We start from the raw sequence: 24902 nt of genomic DNA, 5'->3' as shown, positions 1-24902 counted from the left end.
ATTAAAACCAACCCGGCTACCGCCGATTAAAGTGCGGCGGCACCGCTGACGACCTCAATCAACTCTTTGGTAATCGCGGCCTGACGTGCTTTGTTCATTTCAAGCGTAAGCTTGCCGATCATTTCCTTGGCGTTGTTGGTGGCGGCATCCATCGCGGTCATGCGTGCCGCATGCTCCGCCGCACAAGATTCCAACAGGGCCTGAAACACCTGGGTCATCACGACCTGGGGCGCGAGATCCGCAAGGATGGCATCCAGCGAGGGTTCCGCGAGGTGTTCCACCCCGGGCATTTCCTCCAGATCGTCCTGCGCCACGGCGGTCAACGGCAAGAGTTGCTGTTCGATCACTTCCTGGACCAGGACGTTCTTGAATTTGTTGAAGAGCAGGATCACCTTGCCATATCCACCCTCGGTGAACATTTGAATCGCGTTGCGCGAGATCTCTTCCGCAAGTGAAAAGGTCACGTTGCGGAACACGTCTTCGTAGGATTCGAGAACGTCGGCCGGATGCTTGCGGAAATAGGAGGCGGCCTTCTTGCCGATCGCGACCACGGCACAGCGATCTTGGCCCTCGCGTTCCAGGAGGTTGCTGACGGCCTTGAAGATATTGCTGTTGAACGCCCCACAGAGTCCCTTGTCGCCGGCCAACACCAGGATCAGCGTCTTGCCCTGGCGCTGGTTGTACAAGGGCGAGTCGAGCTCCGGCATCCGCGCCAGAACCGAGGCATGCACGTCGGCGATGCGGTCGGCATAAGGCCTGGCGTTCATGGCGCGTTCCGAGGTCCGACGCAGGCGCGACGCCGAAACCATTTTCATGGCCTTGGTGATCTGCTGCGTGTTCTTGGTACTTTTGATCCGGCGACGGATGTCGAGCAGGTTTGGCATGGTTAAACTCCTGCTTCCGCCTTGAATTGCTCTTTGAAGGCGTTGATCGCGGAGGTCAAGTCCTTCTCGATGTCACCGTCGAAGGCTTTCTTGTCCGCAATCGTTTTGAGCAAGTCGGCGTGGTGGGCTTCCATGAAGTCGTAGAACTGGGTCTCGAAGCGCCGAATGTCGGTCACTTCGATGTCGTCGAGGAAGCCTTTGGCGCCCACGTAGAGGATGCAGATCATCTTTTCGACGGCGAGCGGCACGTACTGTTCCTGCTTCAGCAGTTCGGTCATGCGCTGACCGCGTGCCAACTGGGCCTGGGTCGCCTTGTCCAGGTCGGAACCGAACTGGGCGAACGCCGCCAGTTCGCGGTACTGGGCCAGGTCGAGACGCAGGGTACCGGAAAGCTTCTTCACACCCTTGGTCTGGGCGGCACCACCGACGCGGGATACCGAGATACCGACGTTGACGGCGGGGCGCTGACCGGAGTTGAACAGGTCGGCCTCGAGGTAGATCTGACCGTCGGTAATCGAAATCACGTTGGTCGGGATGTAGGCGGAAACGTCGCCGGCCTGGGTTTCGATGATCGGCAGTGCGGTCATCGAACCACCGCCCTCGTCGTCGTTCAACTTGGCGGCGCGCTCCAACAACCGGGAGTGCAGGTAGAAAACGTCACCGGGATAGGCTTCGCGGCCCGGCGGACGACGCAGCAGCAAGGAGAGCTCGCGGTAGGAGGCCGCCTGCTTGGACAAATCATCGTAGATGATGAGCACGTGACCACCGCGGTCCATGAAATACTCGCCCATGGCGCAACCGGAATAGGGTGCGAGGAAGAGCAACGGGGCCGGCTCGGAAGCGGTCGCGGAAACCACGATGGTGTGCTTCATGGCATCGTTCTGTTCCAGCTTGCTCACGACCTGGGCGACGGTGGAGCGCTTCTGGCCGATGGCGACGTAGATGCAGATGACGCCGGTCTCTTTTTGGTTGATGATGGTGTCCAGCGCGATGGCGGTCTTGCCGGTCTGACGGTCGCCGATGATCAACTCGCGCTGGCCGCGGCCGATGGGAATCATCGCGTCGACGGCCTTGAGGCCGGTCTGCATCGGCTCGTGAACCGACTTACGGGCGATGATGCCGGGTGCGATGCGCTCGATGGGGTTGAACCCGTCGTTCTGGATGGGGCCCTTGCCGTCGATGGCGTTGCCCAGCGGATCGACGACGCGACCGACCATGGCCTGACCGACCGGGACCGAGGCGAGGCGCTTGGTACGCTTGACCGTGTCACCCTCGCGGATCTTGCTGCCACCACCGAAGAGAACGACACCGACGTTGTCCTCTTCGAGGTTGAGTACCATGCCTACCACGCCATGGGGAAAATCGAGCAACTCACCAGCCATGGCTTTTTCCAAACCGTAAACGCGGGCAATACCATCACCTACGGCGACGACGGTACCGACTTCGGCCACATCGACATCAGATTCGTAACCGGCGATCTGATCCCTAATAATCTTGCTGATCTCTTCCGCTCTGATATCCATCTCGATTATTTCTCCTTAATTAATTCCTGGCGCAGCCTGTCGAGCCGACCACGTACGCTGCCGTCGTACACGACACTGCCCACCTGGGCGATGGCACCACCGAGAAGGGACGCATCGACTCTGGATTCCACTTTGACTTCACAACCCAAACGGGCGCCCATGCCCTGGCTGAACGCCTGAACTTCCTCGGCGGAGGGCGATGCGGCGGTCACCAATTTCACGGGTTGAATATTTAACTTGCGATTGACATTCTCGTTCACGGCGACGCGTAACTCGGAAAGAATATCAAGACGGCGTTTCTTGACGAGGAGCTGGAGGAAGGTCAACGACAATCCCGACAGGCTCAACTTTTTGGCCAGCGCATCGACCACGCCCGTTTTGATGCGAGGAGATACGGCGTAGTTGGCGAAAAGGCGGCGCAATTGGCCGTTTCCGTCAACCACTTCGCAAAATTCCAGAAAAGACTCGGCATCACCCAGGCGGTTCTGATCGCTGAGCGCATCGACAAACGCCTTCGCGTAACGCGCGGCGACTCTGGCGGCACTCATGATTTCGCTCCCAGACTGTTGGTAAATTCGGCGAACAACTTCTTGCGGTCGGCGTCGGTGATCGAGGTCGAAATGACCTTTTCGGCTTCGGCCATGGCCAGGTCGGTGAGGAAGGCCTTCAGCTTGGTCACCGATTCCCGACGCAGGTGCTCCACGTCGGCCTTGGCCTGCTCCATGAGCCGAGCAGCTTCCTGCTCCGCCTCGGCCGCGATTTTCTTTTTCTCGAATTCCGCATCCTCGTGCGCCTGGCTCTCGATCTGGGCCAATTCGTCAGCGAGTGCCGCTTTCATTTGTTCGATTTCATCCAGAGCGCGCTTGGCATCCACGCGGCTTTTCTCCGCGAGTTCCAAGGCCTCTTGAATCTGCTTCCTGCGATTGGAGAAAAACTCCTTGATCGGCTTGTTCAGCAGGTAGGCCAGGGTGCCGAAAAAGATCAGCGTGTTCACCGTCTGCGCGGCGAAATGGGCCCAGTCGAAATGGTGACCACCGTCGTGACCACCGCCTCCGGCAGCCATTACCGGCAAGCCGAGACAGAGACATACCAAGATTGTTCGAAGCACGATAACTCGTTTCATTGAAGCACGACCCTAAAACGTCTTAAATCGATCGGTAGGGAAAGGGGCTTTGAAAAAGCCCGAACTCAGATCCCGTTACACAGGGAAAACCAAGGATCAGGAAACAGAGCGAGACAAAACCGAGGCCACGATCTGGTCGGCCATCCCTTTGGTTTCTTCTCGCAAGGTGGATTTGGCTTTTTCCACCTGCTGATCCAGCTCGGTGGCGGCAGCTTGAACCATACCCAGCGCTTTTTCCTTGGCGCTGGTAATGATAACTTCTCGAGCCATTTCGGACTCCTTGAGGATTTCTAATCTCTTGTTCTGCGCTTCGCGTCGTGCCTCAACACGGGCGTTGTTCAATGCGGCCAAGCTTTCCTCGACGGTCTTGTCCGCACTTTTCTTCGCCTCGGCGCCGTCCTTGATACGGCGGGCCCGCTCGTCCAACTTTTCGACGATGGGCTTGAAAATCAAATTGTTGAGAACGACGATGAGAACTAAAAAGATGGCAGCGATGACCAACGACGTGACGTTGACCTGCATCGGACCGGGCAAACTATTTAATATCTCTTCCATGAAAAGAACTCATCCCGCTATTTTTTCTGACCATTTCCTGTACCGGACAAACCCCTCAAAAACGCCAAGCAAAGTAGCACAAAGACTCTCGAGGTGTCAACTAAACTAAGGGAATTAAGGGTTTTCGCTCGCAGAAAGCGCCATCTCGGCACGGGGCGCCCAGTAACTTTTTTCCGCAAAACAAGATCGAGAGCCCGGAAGGCACAGGGGCAATTTCGTTTAGGTCGAAAACGACCAGGCGGCCCCTACGAATAGGTCGAAATTCCGGTCACAAACGAACTGACGAGCGGAAGATCAGGTGCCGGATTCCAGCATGGTCAACTGTCGCCACGGCACGCACGTTAGGCTACCACGTCTGGGGTCGTAATGGGCCACTTTTCGCGTCGCAAACCAATCCGGCAAAATGTGGAGCGCGGTGCCCGGCCGCGGAGAGACCGAATACTCCTGATGGAAATGCCCTACGAAAATACGCTCCACATCGCCGACCAATCGTTCCGCGGCAAAACGATCCACTTCGTCGCGCGGCAGACTGATGCGAAAGGCCTTGTTGGTCTTCTTGAGATCCTTCTTGAGGCGCTGCACCAACCAACGACCGCCGGGGAGAAATCGAACCAGGGTCTTGACGATCGCGCTCTTGCTCACCTTGCGAAAGCGCAAGTAGTTGAGGTCGTGGCGATTGATCAGGTCGCCGTGCACGCACAGGACGCGCCCTTCGGCCACCTGGCGCTCGGCCTTCTCGCACCAGGAAAAGTTGCCGCCGTGGCGTTCGGCCACGAAGAATTCGTGGTTGCCCTCCACCAAGCCCACCATTCTCACGGCCTTCTGCTCGCGGCACCACGCCAGGAAGCGCGCGTGAATGCCATCCTGGTAACCGGGCAGGCCGATCCACAGGTCGAAGATATCGCCGAGGAATACGACGTCCTCCGACAGGGTCGCCAAGTGGTCAAGCATCTCGAAGAACTCTTCGTGATTGCGGTTGGCAAGGCTCACGTGGGCATCGGTTACGAGAATCAAGTATTCACCATTCGTTTTTGACTTGTCGTGGGAATCAAATCTATACTCGAATCAAGAATCTCACCAGGTTTGCGGATCTTTCAAAACCCAGTTGAAGATTCGACAATGCATTCCAATCTAGCAGATTGGGGAATGAGGAAGGAAGCCATGTCGCGTTGGGGAGAGGAAGAAAAGAAATCGAAGGGTATCGTCGGGTTGATCGTCACGATTTTGGTGACGACCATCTTCTTTTACACCTTCTACCGAAACTACCAAGCGCTCGAGTTTCGCCGAAACTTCGAGAAAGAGGCCCAGAAAATCATCCGGGACGGAATGAACAAGAAGGCCCCCGAACTGAAAAAAGAAATTCTGGACGCCAGCAAGAGCATGGGCATGGAATTGCCGATCGATGCCGTGGACCTGACGCGGGAAATCGACGAATACGGCAACCCGGTCATCGACATGTGGATCGACATCCCGGTCGAAATCGACCTGCTGGTCACCACCTACCCCACCAGTTTGCCCATCGCGGAGAAAGTCACCCTGATCGATTTCTAAAGAGACGGCGCACGCGCCGTCTCCAGGACTACCGCAGTTTGTGGCGCTTCATCATTTCGCTGAAGGTGGTCGTTTTCAAGCCCAAAAGCCCGGCCGCCTTCTTCTGCACGTTGTCGGCTTTCTTCAACGCTTTTAGAATCAGAGCTCGCTCGTAGGCCTGGATCTGTTCGTGGAAGTTGATGTCTTCCTCCAGATCCGGGAAGTTGTCGGGAACCGTCTCCTGACGTTTGTGGAAGCTCTGTGGCAGCAAGGCGGTATCGATGTTGCCCTCGCGCGACAGCACCACGGCCCGCTCCATCAGGTTCTCCAGCTCACGCACGTTGCCGGGCCAGGGATAGGCCTCCAGGGCGGCCACGAAATCCGGCTCCACCTTGGCGATCGCCTTGTTGTTCTCTTTCTCGAACTTCCGGATGAAATAGTCGACCAGCAGTGGAATATCGCCGACGCGCTCCCGCAAGCTGGGCATGTGAACCTCGATGACGTTGAGCCGGTAGTACAGATCTTCGCGGAACTTGCCATCGGTGATCATTTTCTCGAGATCGGCGTTGGTGGCACAGACCAGGCGCACGTCGACCCGAACCGTCTCGGTCGACCCCACGGGCATGAATTCTTTTTCCTGCAGTACGCGCAGCAGCTTGGCCTGGATTTCCAGGCTGATGTTGCCCACCTCGTCGAGGAACAGGGTGCCCGTGTCGGCCAGCTCGAACAACCCCTTCTTTTCGCTCACGGCACCGGTGAAGGCACCCTTGACGTGCCCGAAGAGCTGGCTCTCCAGCAAATCGCTGGGAATGCTGCCCGCGTTGAGGGCCACGAACGGTTTGTCGCGACGCGGACTGTTGTGGTGCACGGCGCGCGCGATCAATTCCTTGCCCGTCCCGGACTCGCCGCGAATGAGAATCGTGGCGGTCGCCGGGGCCGCCTGGCGCACCAGGTCGAACACCTCGATGATCGGCTCCGAGTTGCCGACCAGGTTTTCGAAACCGTAGCGTGAATCCAATTCGCGACGCAGTTGCCGGTTCTCTTCGACCAGACGCCGCTTTTCGATGGCCTTTTTGACCACCAGCAGGACCTGGTCGTTGTTGAAGGGCTTGGTCAGGTAATCGAAAGCCCCCGCTTTCATCGCTCCGACAGCCGAGTCGACCGAGGCATAGGCGGTGATGACGATGACCGGAACGTCGGGGCACAAGTCGCGGGCCCGTTCGGCCACCTCCAGCCCGGAAACGCCCGGCAGGTTGAGGTCGGTAATGATCAAGTCGAAGATTTGCCCACTTTCCAGTTCGACGAGGGCTTCATCGCCGCGATCCGCCGTTTTGACCTTGTAGCCCAAAGGGCGGAACAAGCGCTTGAGAACGTCCTGAACCACCGGTTCATCTTCTACGAGAAAAATCTTGGCATTCGGCTCCATGAATGTACGACACCTTTCCCCATTACATGTAAGTCACGATTTGGGACAGTTTAGCAGGGTTTGTAAACCAGGCCCTAGCCCGTATTTCTCGGCAGGGCTTCGCCATGAGGTGAACACCAGCGCCTTGAATGCGGTGACCGAAATCGGGCAGCCAGACGCCTGGCCCCCATCGGCGCTACCCCGCAAACCGCATCGAAGCCGCGGTTCCCTCGGGGCGCACTCGGGACCATGCCCGCTGGACTTCACGTCCGATCCAAAACCCGCAATGACACTCGCTATCACACTAACGCGACAAAACCCGCCAGAATGGGCTTACCCAATTATCGAAAAACCCGCGCTCCCATCGTCCAAAATCCCTCACTATGTCCGCTCTCTAGACCTGGAAACGAATCGTGCCACCACCTCACCTACCTTCGAGATTCATCCGAAGCGACGGTGGGAACCGCGGCCGGCCAGGCCAAACGCTCCGGCGCGTGCAGCGGGAAGCGCAGTCGGAAGGTCGCCCCCTTGCCCGGCTGGCTGTCCACTTCGATCGAACCCTGGTGTTCCTGCATGATGTTGTACACGACCGACATGCCGAGACCGGTGCCCTTGCCGACTTCCTTGGTGGTGAAGAAGGGGTCGAAGATGTGGCGACGCGTCGTGGCGTCCATGCCGACGCCTTCGTCGCGGAAAATCAGTTCGATCACCCTTCGGCGCACCATCATCTGGATCCAGAGCCCGCCGCCCTCCGGCATGGCGTCCATGGCGTTGACGATCAGATTGACGAAAACTTGCTGAAGTGGGTTGGCATAGCCCTCGATGGGCGGCGATTCGGCCGGAAGTTCCATCGTGACCTCGACGTTCGCCTTCTGCAATTGGTGACTGAGGAATTTGATGGTCTGGCGCAGCACTTCGGCCACGTCGACGGGCCCCTTGGGTTCCGACTCCTTGCGGCTGAAATTGAGCAGGGAGGCCACGATATGGGCCGCGCGCTGGCTTTGGGCCTGGATCAGGCCCAGCAGTTCGCGTTGCTCCTCGGTCAAACCGGAATCCCCGCTCAAAAATTGCGAATAGCTGGTGATGCCCGTGAGCGGGGTATTGATTTCGTGGGCCACGCCGGCAGCCAGGAGACCGATCGAAGCCAGCTTTTCCTGCTGCATCATGTTCAGGCTGATCCGCTTCTTCTCGCGGATGTCCTCCACCAGGTAGAGCGTGCCGTACACCTCGTTTTCCTTGGTCTTCAGGGCGGTTTTCTGGATTTCCAGAATCAGGTCCTCACCGCGTTCGTTGGTGAAATGGGCCTCGGTGTTGACGCCGAACTTCACCGACTGGCGGCTGGTCACCTTCAGCCGGGAAAACAATTCGTCGAAGGTCAGGCCCAGGATCTGATCGCGCGGGCGACCGACCAGATCGGCGAAGGCGCTGTTGCAGGAGCCCGCCCGCTCCATTTCGTCGGTGGTCAGGATGCCCAGCCGCGAGCTCTCGATGATGTTCTCGTTGGATTCCTTGAGCTGCATGATGTCCTGCGCCTTCTGATTGATGTTGGCGTAGAGCTCCATGTTCTCCATCAGAACGCCGCATTGGTCCAGCATACTGCGCAGCAGGCGGTACTCCTCCGGGGTCAAACGACCGCCGTCGCGCAGTTCGAACACGATCAGGGCGGCGAGGGATCCGGACACGCGAATCGGGCAGATGTAGGCCTCGGGGACCAGGGCCTCCCGTTTGTCCTGCTGAAGCCGAAAGGCGTCGACATCGACCCCGCGCAACAGGTCCCCGGCCAGCAAGGCCTCGGGCAACTCGTCGATGACCAGGGCCTTGTAGGGATTGGCCTCGTCCACCGCACGAAACGCCTTGACGCCGTCGACGCCGAGATAGGCGGCCACCGTCTCGATGGCGAAAGCCCTCGCCAACCGGTGCACGATGTGGGTCAGAAACGCCTCGATGCGGGTATCGGCGCGGTTGATCCCGGAAAAATCGACCAGCTCTTTCAGGGATTCGAATCGCTCGCCGTAGATCATGCGGTCGACCGAGTCGGCCACGTAATGGCGCAGCGGCATGTAGGACACGGCCGCGAACATGATGCCCAAACCGGAAATGATGGACAACCCGTCCGGGCCGATCTGCGACCCCAGCAACGCCTGGAAGGTGCCGATGAACAGGAAATACCCCAAAATCAGGACCAGGGTGACGAACAGGTACACGAAACCCTTCTTGCCGATGGAGCCCAGGTACAGGTGCCCCTCCCGGCTCCAACTGAAGATCAGCGCCAGGGGCAGGGCGATCGGCGCCAAACTGGCGGTGGCCGTGGAAAAGGGGTAGTCGAGCTTCCAGAGGGTCAGCGCGAAGGGAATCCAACTCATGGCCCAAAACAGGGAAAAGTTCTTCTCGCGCCGGTACAGTTCGGCCACCAGGGCCAGCACCATGACCGACACCACGATCAGGCAGCCGCCCCAAAGCCCTTGGATACGCTGCAGGTCTTCGAAATACCGTTCGGCCGTATTGGAACTGGAGACCCCCAGTATCGAGGGAATCCAGATCAGCAGCAACAGGGCCAGAACCACGCTCGGCAACCAGTGAACCGTTTGAATGAACGGCAGCCACTTGTTGTTGCTGAGCGACTGGCGCAGGGCCAGGGCGGTCAGGGCCGACGGCAGGAGCAAACCGCCCAACTGGTCCAGGTAGAAGCTGATCCAATCCAGCGAAGTGAAGCGATCCGTGGGGTGGAACACGAACGTCAGATAGACGCAGAGACAGAACAACAGCAATTCCGATCGGGCCCGGAACGTCACCTCCTGGCTCAGGATCAGGAACAGGAACATCAGGTAGATAAAGCCCGAAACGGCGAAAAAGTAGTACTTCGAGATGTGCGGGTCCTTGACCCCCTTGATCTCGACCCACGGCTCGTAGCGGCTCCCGGAGCGGTCCAGAATGTAGAGGTGCCGCGACCCGACGCTCACCTCGTGCATGAAGTCCTGGTAACTGTCCACATCCGTAATGGCCTGATCGTCGATACCCAGCAGCACGTCGCCGATCTGGAGGCTCGTGTCGGCATCCAGGTCGGTGTCCACGACCTTGAGTTGGTCGCCCTCCATCTCCCAGGTGCCGCCGTCGATCGGCTTGCGGTAGGTGATGTTGTGGACCACGTTCATCAGGCCGAACACGATCAGCAGGATAAGCACGAGATAACCGAGCTTGCCCCCCTTCTCCAAAAGCCAGACCTTGATTTTGGAAAACGGATTCATGTTACCGCCGAAGCGCGCCGTCCGGAGCCGTGTGCCGCGCGGATCGCGCGTGGTGAGGTCGCCTTGCCGGTCCCTTTCGAGATCCATCCTCGATTCCGGATACCGCAACGGCGGACAGGCGTCGATTCGACCGGAGGCCGAAGGACCCTAGGCCCCATCGCAAGTGTTCCCGCGGAACGAACCATCGAAAAGCCGGGTATCGCAAGACTTATTTTACCAGGTTGCACATCATAAAAGACCGGGCGGCCGGGTACTCCCGATCCAAAGCGGTTCGAAAACGAACGAAACAGGTCGCCGCGATCGCAAAAGTTTCGAATCGCGGCGCAGTCGTCCCCCGGCCCATCGCGGTTCGATCAAAGCGGCATGTTGCCGTGTTTCTTGGGCGGCATGTCCTCGCGCTTGTTGGCCAACATGCGCAGGGCACGGATCAGCTTGGCGCGGGTGTCCTTGGGTTCGATGACCTCGTCCACGTACCCTTCTTCCGCGGCGATGAAGGGCGAGGCGAATTTCTCCTGGTATTCGTCGATCAGTTCCTTGCGGCGCGCGTCGGGATCGGCGGCCTCGCCCAACTCGCGACGGAACAGAATGTTCACCGCGCCTTCGCTGCCCATGACCGCGATCTCGGCGGTGGGATAGGCGAAGTTGATGTCGGTGCGCAGGTGTTTGGACGCCATGACGCAGTATGCGCCGCCGTAGGCCTTGCGCACGATCACCGTCAGTTTGGGAACGGTCGCTTCCGAATAGGCGTACAGCAGCTTGGCGCCGTGGCGAATGATGCCGCCGAACTCCTGACGTGTACCGGGCAGGAAACCCGGAACGTCCTCGAAGGTCACGAGCGGAATGTTGAAGGCATCGCAAAAACGCACGAAACGCGCGCCCTTGGTGGAGGAATCGATATCCAGTGCACCGGCGAGATGGCCGGGCTGGTTGGCGACCACACCCACCGATTGCCCACCCAAGCGGGCGAAGCCGACCACGATACTCTTGCCGAAATGCGGTTGCACCTCGAAGAAACGATGCCCGTCGGCCACTTCCTTGATGATCTTCTTGCAGTCGTAGGGCTGGTTGGGATTGTCCGGCAGAATCTCCTGGATGCCGGTGGTTTCCCGATCGATCGGATCGTCGCTGGGCTGGGAAGGCGCATCTTCCAGGTTGTTGCTGGGAATGTAACCCATCAACTCGCGAATCATGGCGATGCAGGCGCGATCATCGGGAGCCGCGAAGTGCGCGACGCCGGAAGTCTTGTTGTGGGTCATGGCACCGCCGAGCTCTTCCTTGGTCACCTCTTCGTGGGTGACGGCCTTGATGACGTCCGGTCCGGTGACGAACATGTAGGACGAATCCTGGACCATGAAGATGAAATCGGTCAGGGCAGGCGAATAGACCGCCCCACCGGCACAGGGTCCCATGATCGCCGAAATCTGAGGGATCACGCCGGAGGCCAAGGTGTTGCGCAAAAAGATGTCCGCGTAACCGCCCAGTGAGCGCACCCCTTCCTGGATGCGGGCCCCACCCGAGTCGTTCAAGCTGACGATGGGCGCGCCGACCTTCATGGCCAGATCCATGATCTTCACGATCTTGCGCGCGTTGGCCGCCGACAGCGAACCGCCCGACACGGTGAAGTCTTGGGCGAACAGGTACACCGTGCGCCCCTCGATGGTGCCGAATCCGGCCACCACGCCGTCGCCGACGGAAGGTTCGGCCTCGATCCCGAAATCGGTGCGCTTGGACACCACCAGTTTGTCCAGTTCCTGAAAACTGTTGGGATCGAGCAGGAGATCGATGCGTTCGCGTGCGGTCAATTTTCCGGACTCGTGCTGACGCGCGATGCGTCGTTCCCCGCCACCGAGCAATGCTTTGCGCTCGCGTTCCTTCAGTTCCTTGAAGCGGGACTCGTATTTCATGGCAGCCTCCAGCGATCGGATCGTCTCGACCATGCCGACCCAGCCACGCCGCCGTGCCCGTCTGGCGGGCCGACCCCCGTAAAATCAGGGACGACGAGGTGCGGAAACCGCGTTAAAGATCTGGGCGAAAGCGTCGAGTTATACAGTGAACGAGGCCCATCAAAGCTTGCCGAGCTGGAATTGTCAAGCTTTCCTTGGAGACCCGGAGCGACGTGCCTCAACCTTTCGGCGATTATGCCGAGACGAGAGGTAAAACAGGGGCCCCCGCATGACCACGAACGCATCACCGACGACGCAACTCAAATCGGTGTTTCTCAAGAATCCCTTCGCCGTGTTGCCGGCCCCCACGGAGCTTACCTACCCCAACGGGCGCGTCACGCCGGAACTGCTGATGCACTACAAGGCCTTCGCCCAGACCGAGGCCGCACTCGTGATCACCGGCCCGGCCACGGTAGCGCCGCCCAACTCACGCAAGTACAGCTTGTTGCGCGCCGACCAGCCCAAGTATCTCGACGGCTTGCGGGCCCTCACCAAGATCATCTCCTCCAACGGCAGCCTGCCGGGCATCCACATCACCCACACCGGCGAATGCGACGCCCAATCGCTGATGCAGGGCCATTTCGACTATCGCGACAACTTGGACTGGATCAACGGCGACAAACTGGTCACCGCCTTTCGCAACGCCAGCCAACGAGCCTGCGAGGTGGGCTTCCGCTACGTGGAACTGGGTGCCTGTTATTTCCTGGTGCTCCAGCAGATCGTCAAGGAAGACATGGAAGATTTGATTCGCGAGATCTTCGACGCCTCGATTCGCGCGGTGGACGAGAACCACTTGATCGGCCTGCGGCTGCATCCCGAGTGCCCCCAGCACGATAAATACGCCCGCCTCTTCATCGAAATGGGCGGGGACATCGTGGCCTACCAAAATCTCGGCATTCCCGAGTTGGATCAGGTCCCGGCCGTGCCCCACCGCGCCCATTCCATGACCAATCTCGGGGGACCGGCCCTACCCGACAAAGTCCTGGAACTGCTGAAACATTCCTGCCTGATCGGGGTGTCGCAGAGCCTGCACAACAAGAAACAGGCACCCCATTTCGATTGAGGCGGCGGTGTTCTCCGGGTTGGGTGCCGAAGAAAATCTCCACCACGCTTGGCTTTGGAGAATTCCACGCGTCCGAGCTTGAAACAACGTGTTGCATTCAACCTGAGCTGGGTCTTGCCGCCGCAAAATCTTGATCAGGAAGGCAGGAATGAACGAACCCAGGAAAAGCAGGGCCATGATGTGCCACCGAATGCCGATCCTTTCATGTATTCCGATGTTGTCGGGATAGGGGCAAGCCTTGCGGCTGTCCCCCCCCCACAGAACCGGACGTGCGGCTTTCCCGCATCCGGCTTCATCGTCCCACAACGGCGTCCATGGCCCCCGTGATGAACCCCATATTGGGATTCATTCCTGCCGTAGCTTATCGGAATCACGGCGGCCAGGACCAACGCATGGCCACGCCGGCGGGATCACCCGGGTCGAGGGCTTCGACGCTCCGCAAACGCGGAGTATTCCTGGCTTTCAGTCATGGGCATGGGTAAACTATTGAGGAATCAAAGCCTATATTCGAGAGGCTTCCATGCGTTCTTTGCTCGAGCATCGTCTCACGCGATGGTTTCGCAACCCTCGACGACGCCTCCTTCCCACCTCTTTTTGGCCGTGGTTGTTGATGCCACTGGCAATGGGTCTACCGATTCTGGCCCAGGGAGGAGCCGACACCACCGAAGATGGCCCGCGTATCGGCCTGGCCCTCAGTGGCGGCGGTGCACGCGGCTATGCCCATCTGGGCGTCTTGCGCGTGCTGGAGGAACAGCGCGTTCCCATTCATGCCGTCGCCGCCACCAGCATGGGCGCCATGGTGGGCGGCCTGTACGCCGCCGGGCTGCCCCTCGAGCGCATCGAAGCGATCATGTTGGACCTGAATTGGCCGGATTTGTTTGACGATCAGCCCGCCCGCCGCGACCGCACCTTTCGGCGCAAGGAGGAAGATCAGCGCTTCCTCTTCGATTTTGAAGTGGGCATCAGCCGTCAGGGTGTACGCCTTCCCACCGGGCTGAGCGCCGGCCAGAAGCTGAATTTCTTCCTGCGCCGCAACACGCTGGGCGTGGCCCATATCTCGGATTTCAATCAACTGCCGATCCCCTACCGCGCCATGGGCACCGACATCGTCAAGGGCGACTCCGTCGCGCTCCAACGAGGCGATCTCACCAAGGCCATTCGCGCCAGCATGGCCTTGCCTGGCATGTTTGCCCCCGTTTCAATCGACAACCGCCTGCTGGTGGACGGTGGCGTGGTCAACAACCTGCCAATCGAAGTGCTCAAGGACATGGATGTGGACGTGATCATCGCCGTCGACATCGGCCTGCCCCTGCGCGAGCGCGATAAACTGATCACCTTGATGGATGTCTCTTCGCAAGCCATGGGCATTCTCAGCCGCAAGCAGGTGGAGCAGCAGTTGGATCAGGCCGATTTACTGATCGTGCCGCCCATCAGCGATATCGGCACGCTGGACTTTGCCGCCACTGCCGAAATCCGCAACCGCGGCGAGGATGCGGCCCGCGCCGCCGTCGATCAACTGGCCCAATGGTCGGTTTCGGAATCCGCCTACAGAGCCTATCAACAGCGACGCACCAAGCCGCCGCCCGCGACGAAGCGCGTGGTGTCGCTGGACATCGTCGGCCTCAAACGCGTCGACGAGCGCGTGGTGCGCGGCCGGTTGCGGCTCAAACCCGGCGACCCGCTGGACCTGCCCAGCCTACGCCGCGATCTGGACCGCGTGTTCGGCCTCGGCGATTTCGAACTGGTGGATTTCCAACTGAAACCCGCCGAGGGCGGCTTTCACGTACGCATCCTGATTCGCGAGAAGTTTTGGGGCCCCAACTACCTGCATTTCGGCGTCAACACCACCATCGACGACGACCAAAACACCCGCATCCTGCCGCTGGTCAACCTGACCAACACCCGCCTCAACGCCCTCGGCGGTGAGTTGCGCACCGACTTCATTTTCGGCGAAACCCAACGCCTGCGCAGCGAATTCTATCAACCGCTGGATTTCGGCGGCCGCTTCTTCATCGCCCCCCAAATCGGGATTGATCGCGATAAATCCCAGCTCGCCGGCGGTGGCGAACCGCTGGAATTGGAGTCCATTTTTTTCCGGGCGAACCTGGACCTGGGCCTGAACCTCGGCGCCTACGGTGAGTTCCGCACCCGCTATGTGTACGGCAAGTACGACGCCGATTTCGGCGTCCTCGAATTCCCCGACGGCAACCCCTTGGACGGCGTCACCCTGGGCGGCATTTCGACTTCTTTGATCGTAGATCGCCTCGACAATCGCGCCTTCCCCAAGCAAGGCATGCTCACCAGTTTGAGCCTTTTTTCGGTGCGCGAGGACATGGGCGCCGATGATACCTTCGACTCGGCAACCTTCAATCTCGTGCTCACCAAATCGTTCGGGCGCCACACCCTTTTGGGTTGGCTCGAATCCGCCAGCGGCCTCGAAAACGAGCCATTGCCCTTTTATGCCCAGTACGGCATCGGCGGGTTCTTCTCGTTTTCGGCTTATGAACGGGGCGAGTTGATCGGCTCTCATTACGCGATTTTGCGGCCCACTTATTTGTACCGTGCCGGCAATCTGCCCGCGCCTATTGGAGACGGCATCTACGTGGGCGGCTGGCTGGAGCTGGGCAATATGTGGCAGACCCGCGACGAGGTGGACCTTCAGGACCTGCGCTACACGGCAACCTTCACCCTGGGCGCCGATACCCGCATCGGGCCGGTATACCTGTCGCTGGGCCTTGCCGAAAAGGACCGCCACAGCCTTTACCTCAGCATCGGACCATCCTTCTAAGAACAAACGATTTATAGCAAATGAAAAAATCCAGGTGGGCGAGGCTCATTCGTCCCAACGCGTCTTTTTGTACGCGTTGGTGCATCGGGATTTTCTGTTTGGAACCAGTCGAAGATCCATAGATTCGCGGCGTTGGTGGAAGGCCCGGTCCCAAGCGTCGGGGAGCTGTTGGGTCACCAGGATCAGAACGGAACTGGCGAGGCCTTTGACCTCGACCCAAGGCAGAAGCAAGAAGCGCGAGTTCTGGACGATCCGCTGAAACCTCGCTTTGTGGGACTCCGGGGTCCATCGTCCAACTTTTTTATGATTGGTTTCCTTCACCGGAAGGACGCGAACTTGCGCCAGGCGTGGGCTTTACGTTTATTTTGTTGTTGACTTGCCATTGGAAAGCAAAGTGGTTTTCATGAAAATTTCCAGGGAGTGAAATTGATAGCCAGAAAAAATCTCATTTGAGTCATTGAAAAAAGTACCCCCGAGCTGTAATATTATCCTCATCACTGGCATCAAAAAACATCCTTCTAATGTTTCTATCCTAACCTGCTGGAAGCAGAGGGTCTTTGGTTTTCAAAACGCTCTCCTGATAGGTGGCTATTGGATATTCCCCGATTCAATAGACATTTAGGTAAGGAACTGAATTCGATCGACATCAAGGGGCACCACATTGGACACCGGCAAACACATAGCGGGAGACTCGATCTTTTCCTTCCCCAATTTAATGAGCGAAACCATCACAAATCTCCGCATCAAATGATGCTCCGCTCCAACTAAGGCCATCCATCTGGTAATCCTGAAAAACTGGCACACAGTTACAAATTCAATGACATCCTCATCGGCAACAACACCGCTGACGATTCTGGTTAGCTCGTCCCTATCTTGAGCTTCTTCTTTCCTGGCCCCGTCGATGCCCTGAAAATATCCTCGGCCTAGATCGATGAACCGGCCCAATCGCCGCTGTTTGTTGCCGAGGCAATCACCAAAGACGGGCCACCGACACAAAACCGCTACACGACGATTCACATGACCATTATGGGCAGAGTCGAAGGTCTGTGATCATTACATAGATAGTTTTTTAATTTTTTTATCTCTATTGAATACTATGAATTACTTGCGTGGTATTGAGCTACTGTTTGGAGAAAATGAAACATGGCTAAGCCGTTAAATCCATCTAGTGATGGATTGCCTGTGGGATTAGATCTTAATGTGGCTACTAGTTTGATTTTAGAAACGTTGCTGTTTGCGAGCACACGCTCGATTTTCATAATAGATGCGAGAAATGGTCAATTTTTGTTTTCGAACAAAAAAGCTCAAGCGTTTTATGGTTTCGCAGATCGAGAATTCTTATCGTTAAAGGTTAACGACCTTGCCCCTCAATTAGATTTGATCGGCTGGGATCGATATGTAGAAAAAATCAAACTCAACAGAGATCGACAATTAACGGTTTTGGGAATGCATAGAAAAAAGAATGGCATTACATGTCCGGTTCGGGTCGTGCCCCGATATATTGAAGCCCCGGCAGGACCATTCGTCATTGCTGAAGTTGAAGATTGGACTCGATTTTCAAGGGAACGTCAAGAGTTTGCTGAAAATGAAAGGCTTATTGGGATGCAGCTCTCGGAATCAATGTGTATCGATCAATTTCGACAGCAGTTCTCAGGGTTGTACTCTTCTATTTCAGAGAGCAGGAATCAGATTCTAGGCGAGAGAATTCGAGTGATCAGAAGGAATCTAGAGCAAAAAAAGTTTCTCAAACTCTTGCTGGATTCTCGTAAGCATCGAGAACTGCTGTCCGAATATTTAAAGAGTATGATTGAAGAGATAAAAGGCACATCAAAGGAAATATTTTCCGCTGCAGAGAAGTGTAAGGATTTTCTTCTCAGCCAATCTGTATGTCGCAAAAAAGGTGGATTTGATAAATTCTCTTCGAGAACAATTGACATCAGGTACTTAATTGCGAAGCTGTCTATATCACTCGAAAGAAGATGTCATTTAAATGTGTCATTTGATAATTGCACCCAAAACACGCTAATGCAGGTAGATGGACAAAAACTAACTCTGGCGATAAGCGGAGTTGTTAACAACATCCTGCCTGAAGACTCATTGGATTCATCATCCAATGTGTCCATTGCGCTCATGCGACGAAAGGAATGCTTGAATATTGTGATCGAAATTCCTGACGACGAATTTGTCATCGAATCAGGCCTTTTTAGTCCAAGGGGAAAACTCTACCAATCGGGAGTTGTTTTGTCTTCTTTAGGGGTTCGGTTTTCTATTTACAGAAATTGTCATAAAGTTGTCTTTGATATTCAAGAGTTAAAGGTCAAAGAAATAGGAGATCTGAAAATAATCGAATAACGCAAGCGATTACTTTGATTGAGACGGGGTACTAATTTGTCGTTATTTAGAGTTTTCTTGTAGTTAGAAACATTCGGGTGCAAGTCGATGCATCATGCTGACCGGTCGAGGTGTGCCCATCTCGGTCGGTGACGAGGTCGACGAGGCGACGCTGGTACGAATCATTAAATGAGCTTCGGGGAATAGCCGGGCATCCTCGCGGCGAATTCTCCACACGCCCTCCAAGTGGGTTCCCCGATTGGCGGAAACCGATCCAGAATAATATCAGGACGTTTGCGACGTAAGCGCTTAATGCGTCGCGTCCGGGACCGCTGAGTTCGCGATGGTTTCTCGAGAACATGTTGGCAAGAGCAACGCGAGGTCCTCGTCGGTCTGAGCGGCAGGCAGACGCTCGAACAACTGTTTTAAATAGGCGTAGGGTTCCCAGCCGTTCGTCCAATCCCTGCCCGACCGCGCGCAACACCCACCTCCCCGTCGACCTTGGCTATAATGCCCCAAGCCCTCAGAAGAGAAGGTACCTCGCGCCTTCAAGGAGATCACCATGTCCAAGAAGCTCACCGACGACGAACGCGCCGCCGCGTTGAACGAACTCACGGAATGGCACCTCAACGATCAGGGCAAGCTGGAACGCGCCCTGGCTTTCACCGATTTCAACGAGGCTTTCGGTTTCATGACCCGGGTCGCCCTGCTGGCCGAAAGCATGAACCACCACCCGGAATGGTTCAACGTCTACAACCGGGTCCGCATCGAGCTGACCACCCATGACGCGGGCGGCCTCTCCAAACGGGACCTCAAGATGGCCAGGGCCATCGACGCCATGTTGACCTGAATCGTCCCGTTCCACATCGGGTCGCGCGTCGATCCTCCCGATTCCCGTCTTCTCCCGGCGACGCCGGACCGCGGGTGGCCCCCCTACCCATATCCTGGGAAGCCAATCGCCCGTTTTCGTGTTTCCCACCACGGACACTTCATCCCCAAAGGAGCCTCACGAGCCCCATGATTCGCAAACATCTCGTTTTTATTTCTTTGCTCGCTGTTGCCGGCATGGCCTGCACCAATCAATCGACACCGCCAGACGCCGCTCCGGCCTCCATCCGGCCCGAACTCCCGCCCACGGGTTCCTGGCGCTTCGTCCTTCAGTCCCCGGGCGGCGAACTTCCCTTTACCGTGCTCATCGAGGACGGTGACAATGGTCGCAACGCCGTCGCGCTCAACGACGCGGAGCGACTGGAATTCGATCGCGTGGCGGTCGCGGAAGACGGCACCGTCACGCTTTCGATCGATCACTACGAGTCGGTGTTCCGCGGCAAGCTGAACGAAAAAGGCACCCGGCTCGAAGGGACCTGGACCAAACTCGTCAACCAGGACCGTACCGCCACCCTGCCCTTCTTCGCCGTCCATGACGACACCTCCCGGTTCGAAGTCACCTCGGCGGAAGATCCGGTCGACCTCGCCGGCCGTTGGTCGGTCGCCTTCACCCAAGACGGCGAACCCAGCGGCGAGGCCATCGGTGAGTTCCGGCAAGAAGGAAAACGCCTGACCGGCACCTTTCTCACCAAGACCGGCGATTACCGGTTTCTCGAGGGCGTCGTCGACGGTCGCCAACTGAAGCTGAGCTGTTTCGACGGCGGGCACGCCTTCCTGTTCCTCGCCACCCTGGATGAGCAGAACCGACTTCGGGGCGATTTCTGGTCTTCGGACAAATGGCACGAACGGTGGGACGCCGAACGGAACGAAGCCGCCGAACTGCCCGACGCCTACAGCCTGACCGAGCTTCAGGATCCCAGCAACGGATTTCGCTTCTCGTTTCCCGATCTCGAGGGCAACCTCGTCAACCACGACTCCGAATTGCTGGCGGGCAAGGTTCGGCTGATCACCCTCTTCGGGAGTTGGTGTCCCAACTGCAACGACGAAGCACCTCTGCTCGAATCGCTGTTCCGCCAATACGGCGATCGCGGCTTCCAGGTGCTGGGCCTGGCGTTCGAAGCCACCGGCGACACGAAACGCGACACGCGCGCCATCAAGCGCTTCCAGAAACGCCACAAGTTGACCTACCCGATTTTGCTGGCCGGCACCAAGGACAAGGCCGAAGCCGGCAAAAAATTGCCCGACCTGAACCACCTCCTTGCCTATCCCACCAGCATTCTGATCGATCGCAAAGGCGAGGTGGTCGCCATCCACACGGGCTTCAGCGGCCCCGGCACGGGCCACCACTACACGCAATACACCGAAGACCTGCGCCGGCGCATCGAAGAACTGCTGTAGATCGTGTCCATCCGGGAACGAAGAACTCGTAACTGACGGGTTGGTTCGCCTGGATGGCCAGGATCGGTCTCGAGGTCTCAGGTCTCAGGTCTCAGGTCTCAGGTCTCAGGTCTCAGGTCTCAGGTCTCAGGTCTCATCAAGATAGACTCCATCGAGTAATCACCTGAAATCAAACGACTAGCCCCTGTAATCGACCCCTCGAATGCCAGGCCGATTCCAAAAACCAATACTCCATGAAAAACGATTACTGGATGGGCATTACTCTAATTCACTGTCGCCGGAAGACCCTTCCGGATTCGTCCGGTCGGCGTTGCTGCCGACCGGATCTTTCGACGATTTGGGTTCACCGGGCGGTGGCTCGGTCACGGACATTTTGCCCGCTTCGACATCGTGGTGGTAATTACCGCTGTTGTGGGCGTCGTGGCCCACCCGAGGCCATTCACCCAAGGCGATCCGGGTAGCTTCCGGATCGTCCGGCGTACCCGTGGCGTAGACCCGCAGATACCCTTGCCGCGAGAAACCGACCACGTGCAGGGTGCCATTGTCACTGGATCCCAGAGGCGCTTTGCCCACGACTGCCGCATTGATGTGCCAACCCCCGGTGGGATGGCGAACCTGATCCTCGGCGCCGGTGTCCAAGCCCGCCCAGTTGAGGTCGCCGAAGGAGGTTTGCTGCACGACCTCGGCCCGGCCGTCGCCCGTCACATCGGCGATCACCGGCACGGTGAAGAACTGCAGATCGTTGACCAGCAACGGCGCGATCGGTTCATAGGCTCCCGAATCGGCGCGCCACAACCCCAAGTGATCCTCTCCCCGTACCTGGCGCCCCGCCAGCACGACATCCAGCATGCGCTCGATACCCGCGCAGGGGCCGGCGATGGTCAAATGCGCGCCGCCATCCATGGAGCCGATCGAAAAGCCACCGAGTGCCGGGAAAGACGGATCGTCTTCGGCCGGGCTGGCGGCGCCGAAATCGCCGGCCTCGCGATCCAGAATCCGCATGCCCAGGCCACTGCGCCCATAGAAGGAGGAACCGTCGGCACGCAACACGTGCCCTGGCCCCAAATGGGTGGACACGACGGTTTCCAAGCGCCGATCACCGTCGATATCGGCCAGCACGGGTTGGGTCGTGCTGCCTTGTCCGACGGTCGGAAGCAGATCGATGCCGACGGTGGCGATCGCGACCGGCCATCCTAACTTGTAGGCCTGATCGTGTGGGTGGGCGCTCAGCAGGGATTTCGCGGTTTCCGGGGTGGCCGCCCCGGTGTGTTCGAGAGCGTAGACCCGACCGTTGCCCACCTGATCGGCACCCAACAACAGCAATTCGATCAGGGAACCGCCCAAGTTCGCGTTGGGCAACTCCTCGTACTGCTCGTTCACGGTGGCCACCACATCCAAAAACCCGTCGTTGTCGATATCGCCGAGGCTGGGTGTCGTGATGGCCTTGCTGCCCGGCGCCCAATCACTGCCGGCCGCGTATTGGAACACCCGCGTCTCCGGATCGACCAGCGCCACTTTGTCCGGATCGCGCAGCAACAGCGGCCAGCCCGCCACCGGCGTGCCGTCCGCATGCCAGGCGTAGATGTGACTGTCAGCCGCAGCCGCGACGATCTCCAAACCCGGATAGGCCGGGTCCAGGTCACCGATTGCCGGCGCCGCGAAAAAAGCCCAATCGCGCCGATTCTGTTCGTTCCGTTTGTCCTGCGGTCCCAAATCATCGCACTGGGGAATGGTGTCGGGGCCGCAGGGCCGCTCTTTCGAAAGAGAGAAATCGACATTGACGGGAAAACCGGCTCGCAGCTCGCCATCGGCCGTCCAGGCGTACAAGTATCCCTCTTGATCGGCGGCCAACACCGAAAGGGCACCGGTTCCATCCAAATCGACCACGGCCGGTCCGCCGAACAGGAATCCGCCCAGGACCTCGGCGGAGACATCCCCGCGCGTGAAAGCGTTGTCGCCGCTTTCGGGAATCTGGGCCATAGGCCGCGAGCGCACCGGCCAACCCGGCAATTCGGTTCCGGCTTGGAGATCGGTATAGGCGTGGACCAATCCGTCGTCGGAAGCGATCAACAGCTCCGAACGCCCATCGCCGTCCACATCGTGCAGCGCGGGAGAAGCACTGCCACCGGCGGGATAGCCGCCGAGCCCCAAATCGTCGCGAACCAGCAGTTCTTCGGCCGGATATACCGAGACCTGTTTCTGGAAGACGGCTTCGTTGTTCACCCGGTCCAAGCGTTGCGCCGGCCGAGCGATGACCCGCAACCGCAGGCGAACGGCCCAGCGCTCGGTGGCCTCGGGCCCCACCGGATCCCCTTCGGCCGAGAAGGCATCCTTCTCGGCTTGCAAGGCCGCCATGACGTCGGCCACTGAGATGCGTCCCAACTCGCCCTCGAATGCTTCGGAGAGATCGGTCACCCGTGCCGCTTCGAACCATGGCCCGGGGCTGCGTTCCTCACTGCCGGCAGCGGCCGGAACGAAGGGCGTGGGGGCGCTGTCGCCCTGGGGACCCGGCGCCCATTCCAGGACGTAGTCGAAGGTACCGCCCGCGTGGGTCACGCGATTGGCGGCGGCCCGTCCCCGCACGACGATCATGTCGGGGGTCTGGGGATCGTCCGGAATCTGCAGGCGGCCGTCCCCATCGTGACCGTACTGGCGGAACCACCTGGGCGAGACGATGTCGGCCTCCGGCGGGATTCGGTCCTGGGCCCGGAGCAGCGGATCGTCACCTTCCGAGAGCGGACCGCCGTGAGACGGAAACTCGCGCCCGGACCGGCCAGGCCGCTCGAACCCCACGTAGCGCAACAACCGCGCGGCATTGATGCGCCCGTAGCCGGTGAAGTAGTCCCAACCACGCCCCGTCTGGTAGCGTCGGGTTTCGATGAGCGACGCATCCAGGGCGTAGTTTTGGTAGAGGCGCGGTGTCACGGCGAGCCAGCCCAGTGGCAGGTACGGCAACGCGTAGGAAAAGGCGTGGTGGGGAAACGGGGTCGCGAAATCGATGTCGTCCGCAGCCAAACGCCAGAGCTGGCGCATTTCCTCGGCCGAAAGCGGATAGGCCGCCTGTTCGCCCCGATCGTCGATGTAATTCGTCATGGTACCCAGCTCGACCGCATTCTTCGCCGCCGAGACGAGCAGACCCGAAAGGCCCGCCGCCAACCCCGTGGCCTGGGAGGAACATCGTTCCGAGGGAATCGCAGTGTGGATATAGGCGCCGAAGTTGGTGCAGCCGTTGAGGAACAGGTAACTTTCGGGGAAGGTCCCGGGCGCCTCCGGCGGCTTGATCGAATTGTGGACCAGCGTGTGTTCGTAGGCGGCGGGCCAATTGTGATGGGCCGAGGCCTCGTCGGCGGCGGAGGCGTTGACGATCACCCCGTGGCGATAGGCGTAATCGGTGGCCGTCTGGCCGAAACGGGTCTGATTGAGCGTACCGAGCGCCGACTCGACGACCGACACGCCGTTGTCGACGGCATATACCACGGCCTCGGCGTAGTGATTCACGTCGGCGACGAAGGAGTCGCCGGTGCGCAGCGGCATGATCATGCAGTTGGGGCAGGTTCCCGGATCACCGTCCATGGGTACCTGGGCATCGCCGGGACAGGGTTCGCCGGCGCGCAGCGACTCCGACGCCGCATAACGGGCCTGGTTGGTGCCGTGACCGTGGTTCACGTCGTCGCGCGGATCGTTGTCGTTTTCAAAGAAGTCCCAGCCGGAAATGTCGTCCACATAGCCGTTGTCGTCGTCATCGCGACCATCGCTGAAGGTTAGGATCAGATCCTCGGGATCCACCCAGCCGTTGCCGTTCACATCGCGAACCCGGCTGTCTTGCCAGTAGTCGACCACGTTGAAGACACCGTCGCCGTTGACGTCGTAGCCGCCGAAACGCTCGTCGTCCACATTGGGCCCCGATTCCGGTAGCGGCAACTCTCCCCGATTCACGTAGATCTTGCGAACCAGGCTGCAATCGGCTCTCTGTTCCCAACGGATGCCCGAATCGAGAATCGCGATCACGACGTCCGGCCGACCGGTGCTGATGCGCCAGGCGCGGTTCACGCCCATCCCGCGGATACCGTAGAGTTCCTGGGGCGACCCGGCCAAGCGAAAATGAGGATCGATCCGGTCGGTCAACCACCAACTCTCGGTCGGGTGGAAGTTTGCTGGCAACGATCGACTGCGGTCGATACGGAGATAGTCCGCGTACTCGTAAACCGAGCCGGAGGGGGACTCCC

At 58.7% G+C, this 24902-nt stretch carries 18 protein-coding genes; 6 read left to right on the top strand and 12 right to left on the bottom strand.

Features of this window, described 5'->3' with window-relative positions; genetic code table 11:
• Positions 1-26: 26 nt before the first annotated feature.
• The 6 genes from atpG to J3U87_RS17680 form a co-directional block, all read right to left on the bottom strand.
• On the bottom strand, positions 27-884 hold the full coding sequence (gene atpG, locus J3U87_RS17705; RefSeq protein ID WP_237384387.1) for an ATP synthase F1 subunit gamma: 858 nt from the start codon (positions 882-884) through the stop codon (positions 27-29).
• 2 nt (positions 885-886) lie between these two features.
• A complete protein-coding gene (gene atpA, locus J3U87_RS17700) occupies positions 887-2407 on the bottom strand; it encodes a F0F1 ATP synthase subunit alpha (protein ID WP_237384386.1) in 1521 nt (506 codons plus the stop codon).
• A gap of 5 nt (positions 2408-2412) precedes the next feature.
• Entirely contained in the window at positions 2413-2955 is a 543-nt protein-coding gene (atpH, locus tag J3U87_RS17695) for an ATP synthase F1 subunit delta (protein WP_237384385.1), read from the bottom strand.
• The gene (locus J3U87_RS17690) at positions 2952-3515 is read right to left on the bottom strand and encodes a F0F1 ATP synthase subunit B family protein (RefSeq protein ID WP_237384384.1); all 564 of its coding nucleotides are present in this window, start codon (positions 3513-3515) and stop codon (positions 2952-2954) included. Before J3U87_RS17690 ends, atpH begins: the two co-directional genes overlap by 4 nt.
• Positions 3516-3626: 111 nt before the next feature.
• Entirely contained in the window at positions 3627-4085 is a 459-nt protein-coding gene (locus tag J3U87_RS17685; RefSeq protein ID WP_237384383.1) for an ATP synthase F0 subunit B, read from the bottom strand.
• A 294-nt stretch (positions 4086-4379) separates the two neighbouring features.
• Positions 4380-5099 (bottom strand): metallophosphoesterase, encoded by a 720-nt coding sequence (locus J3U87_RS17680; RefSeq protein WP_237384382.1) that lies wholly within the window; start codon positions 5097-5099, stop codon positions 4380-4382.
• Between the two features lie 147 nt (positions 5100-5246).
• Here J3U87_RS17680 and J3U87_RS17675 point away from each other — a divergent pair, with 147 nt between their 5' ends.
• Positions 5247-5636, top strand: coding sequence for a hypothetical protein (locus J3U87_RS17675; RefSeq protein ID WP_237384381.1), 390 nt, complete (start codon positions 5247-5249; stop codon positions 5634-5636).
• Positions 5637-5664: 28 nt separating this feature from the next.
• Here the strand turns inward: J3U87_RS17675 and J3U87_RS17670 are convergent, their stop codons facing one another.
• The 3 genes from J3U87_RS17670 to J3U87_RS17660 form a co-directional block, all read right to left on the bottom strand.
• Positions 5665-7041 (bottom strand): sigma-54-dependent transcriptional regulator, encoded by a 1377-nt coding sequence (locus J3U87_RS17670; protein WP_237384380.1) that lies wholly within the window; start codon positions 7039-7041, stop codon positions 5665-5667.
• Between the two features lie 407 nt (positions 7042-7448).
• On the bottom strand, positions 7449-10352 hold the full coding sequence (locus J3U87_RS17665) for a GAF domain-containing sensor histidine kinase (RefSeq protein WP_237384379.1): 2904 nt from the start codon (positions 10350-10352) through the stop codon (positions 7449-7451).
• 266 nt (positions 10353-10618) lie between these two features.
• Entirely contained in the window at positions 10619-12169 is a 1551-nt protein-coding gene (locus tag J3U87_RS17660; RefSeq protein ID WP_237384378.1) for an acyl-CoA carboxylase subunit beta, read from the bottom strand.
• Between the two features lie 268 nt (positions 12170-12437).
• Here J3U87_RS17660 and J3U87_RS17655 point away from each other — a divergent pair, with 268 nt between their 5' ends.
• Together J3U87_RS17655 and J3U87_RS17650 are read left to right on the top strand one after the other, a co-directional pair.
• Positions 12438-13271 (top strand): beta/alpha barrel domain-containing protein, encoded by an 834-nt coding sequence (locus J3U87_RS17655; protein ID WP_237384377.1) that lies wholly within the window; start codon positions 12438-12440, stop codon positions 13269-13271.
• Between the two features lie 622 nt (positions 13272-13893).
• Positions 13894-16059: a patatin-like phospholipase family protein gene (locus J3U87_RS17650; RefSeq protein WP_237384376.1), complete on the top strand. Its 2166-nt coding sequence runs from the start codon at positions 13894-13896 to the stop codon at positions 16057-16059.
• 45 nt (positions 16060-16104) lie between these two features.
• On the opposite strand, the gene J3U87_RS35310 is transcribed toward J3U87_RS17650, so the two are convergent.
• A complete protein-coding gene (locus J3U87_RS35310; protein WP_420038272.1) occupies positions 16105-16380 on the bottom strand; it encodes a Druantia anti-phage system protein DruA in 276 nt (91 codons plus the stop codon).
• A gap of 822 nt (positions 16381-17202) precedes the next feature.
• On the opposite strand from J3U87_RS35310, the gene J3U87_RS17645 reads away from it, so the two are divergent.
• Entirely contained in the window at positions 17203-18411 is a 1209-nt protein-coding gene (locus tag J3U87_RS17645) for a PAS domain S-box protein (RefSeq protein WP_237384375.1), read from the top strand.
• A 288-nt stretch (positions 18412-18699) separates the two neighbouring features.
• On the opposite strand, the gene J3U87_RS35305 is transcribed toward J3U87_RS17645, so the two are convergent.
• Positions 18700-18954: a transposase domain-containing protein gene (locus J3U87_RS35305; protein ID WP_420038309.1), complete on the bottom strand. Its 255-nt coding sequence runs from the start codon at positions 18952-18954 to the stop codon at positions 18700-18702.
• Between J3U87_RS35305 and J3U87_RS17640 the strand changes: the two genes are divergently transcribed.
• Both J3U87_RS17640 and J3U87_RS17635 read left to right on the top strand, forming a co-directional pair.
• Positions 18953-19240 carry a 4a-hydroxytetrahydrobiopterin dehydratase gene (locus J3U87_RS17640; protein ID WP_237384374.1) on the top strand — a complete coding sequence of 96 codons (288 nt, stop codon included), beginning with the start codon at positions 18953-18955 and terminating at the stop codon, positions 19238-19240. The two genes, J3U87_RS35305 and J3U87_RS17640, sit on opposite strands and share 2 nt — an antisense overlap.
• 167 nt (positions 19241-19407) lie before the next feature.
• The gene (locus J3U87_RS17635) at positions 19408-20676 is read left to right on the top strand and encodes a TlpA disulfide reductase family protein (RefSeq protein ID WP_237384373.1); all 1269 of its coding nucleotides are present in this window, start codon (positions 19408-19410) and stop codon (positions 20674-20676) included.
• Between the two features lie 258 nt (positions 20677-20934).
• Here the strand turns inward: J3U87_RS17635 and J3U87_RS17630 are convergent, their stop codons facing one another.
• Positions 20935-24801, bottom strand: a complete 3867-nt coding sequence (locus tag J3U87_RS17630; RefSeq protein ID WP_237384372.1) for a S8 family serine peptidase — start codon at positions 24799-24801, stop codon at positions 20935-20937.
• Positions 24802-24902: the final 101 nt, after the last annotated feature.

It is taken from the genome of Sulfidibacter corallicola (assembly GCF_017498545.1).
GTDB lineage: Bacteria > Acidobacteriota > Holophagae > Acanthopleuribacterales > Acanthopleuribacteraceae > Sulfidibacter > Sulfidibacter corallicola.
Note: the sequence above shows the minus strand (reverse complement) of the source record. Positions and strands in the feature narration are given on the sequence as shown.

What these genes read in the sequence shown, in the direction of transcription:
- atpH (WP_237384385.1), bottom strand. Translation starts at nt 2,955, where the DNA reads ATGAGTGCCGCCAGAGTCGCCGCGCGTTACGCGAAGGCGTTTGTCGAT.
- J3U87_RS17640 (WP_237384374.1), top strand. Translation starts at nt 18,953, where the DNA reads ATGTCCAAGAAGCTCACCGACGACGAACGCGCCGCCGCGTTGAACGAA.
- J3U87_RS17645 (WP_237384375.1), top strand. Translation starts at nt 17,203, where the DNA reads ATGGCTAAGCCGTTAAATCCATCTAGTGATGGATTGCCTGTGGGATTA.
- J3U87_RS17685 (WP_237384383.1), bottom strand. Translation starts at nt 4,085, where the DNA reads ATGGAAGAGATATTAAATAGTTTGCCCGGTCCGATGCAGGTCAACGTC.
- atpG (WP_237384387.1), bottom strand. Translation starts at nt 884, where the DNA reads ATGCCAAACCTGCTCGACATCCGTCGCCGGATCAAAAGTACCAAGAAC.
- J3U87_RS17650 (WP_237384376.1), top strand. Translation starts at nt 13,894, where the DNA reads ATGGGTCTACCGATTCTGGCCCAGGGAGGAGCCGACACCACCGAAGAT.
- J3U87_RS17660 (WP_237384378.1), bottom strand. Translation starts at nt 12,169, where the DNA reads ATGAAATACGAGTCCCGCTTCAAGGAACTGAAGGAACGCGAGCGCAAA.
- J3U87_RS17635 (WP_237384373.1), top strand. Translation starts at nt 19,408, where the DNA reads ATGATTCGCAAACATCTCGTTTTTATTTCTTTGCTCGCTGTTGCCGGC.
- J3U87_RS17665 (WP_237384379.1), bottom strand. Translation starts at nt 10,352, where the DNA reads ATGGATCTCGAAAGGGACCGGCAAGGCGACCTCACCACGCGCGATCCG.
- J3U87_RS17670 (WP_237384380.1), bottom strand. Translation starts at nt 7,041, where the DNA reads ATGGAGCCGAATGCCAAGATTTTTCTCGTAGAAGATGAACCGGTGGTT.
- J3U87_RS35305 (WP_420038309.1), bottom strand. Translation starts at nt 18,954, where the DNA reads ATGGTGATCTCCTTGAAGGCGCGAGGTACCTTCTCTTCTGAGGGCTTG.
- J3U87_RS17675 (WP_237384381.1), top strand. Translation starts at nt 5,247, where the DNA reads ATGTCGCGTTGGGGAGAGGAAGAAAAGAAATCGAAGGGTATCGTCGGG.
- J3U87_RS17655 (WP_237384377.1), top strand. Translation starts at nt 12,438, where the DNA reads ATGACCACGAACGCATCACCGACGACGCAACTCAAATCGGTGTTTCTC.
- atpA (WP_237384386.1), bottom strand. Translation starts at nt 2,407, where the DNA reads ATGGATATCAGAGCGGAAGAGATCAGCAAGATTATTAGGGATCAGATC.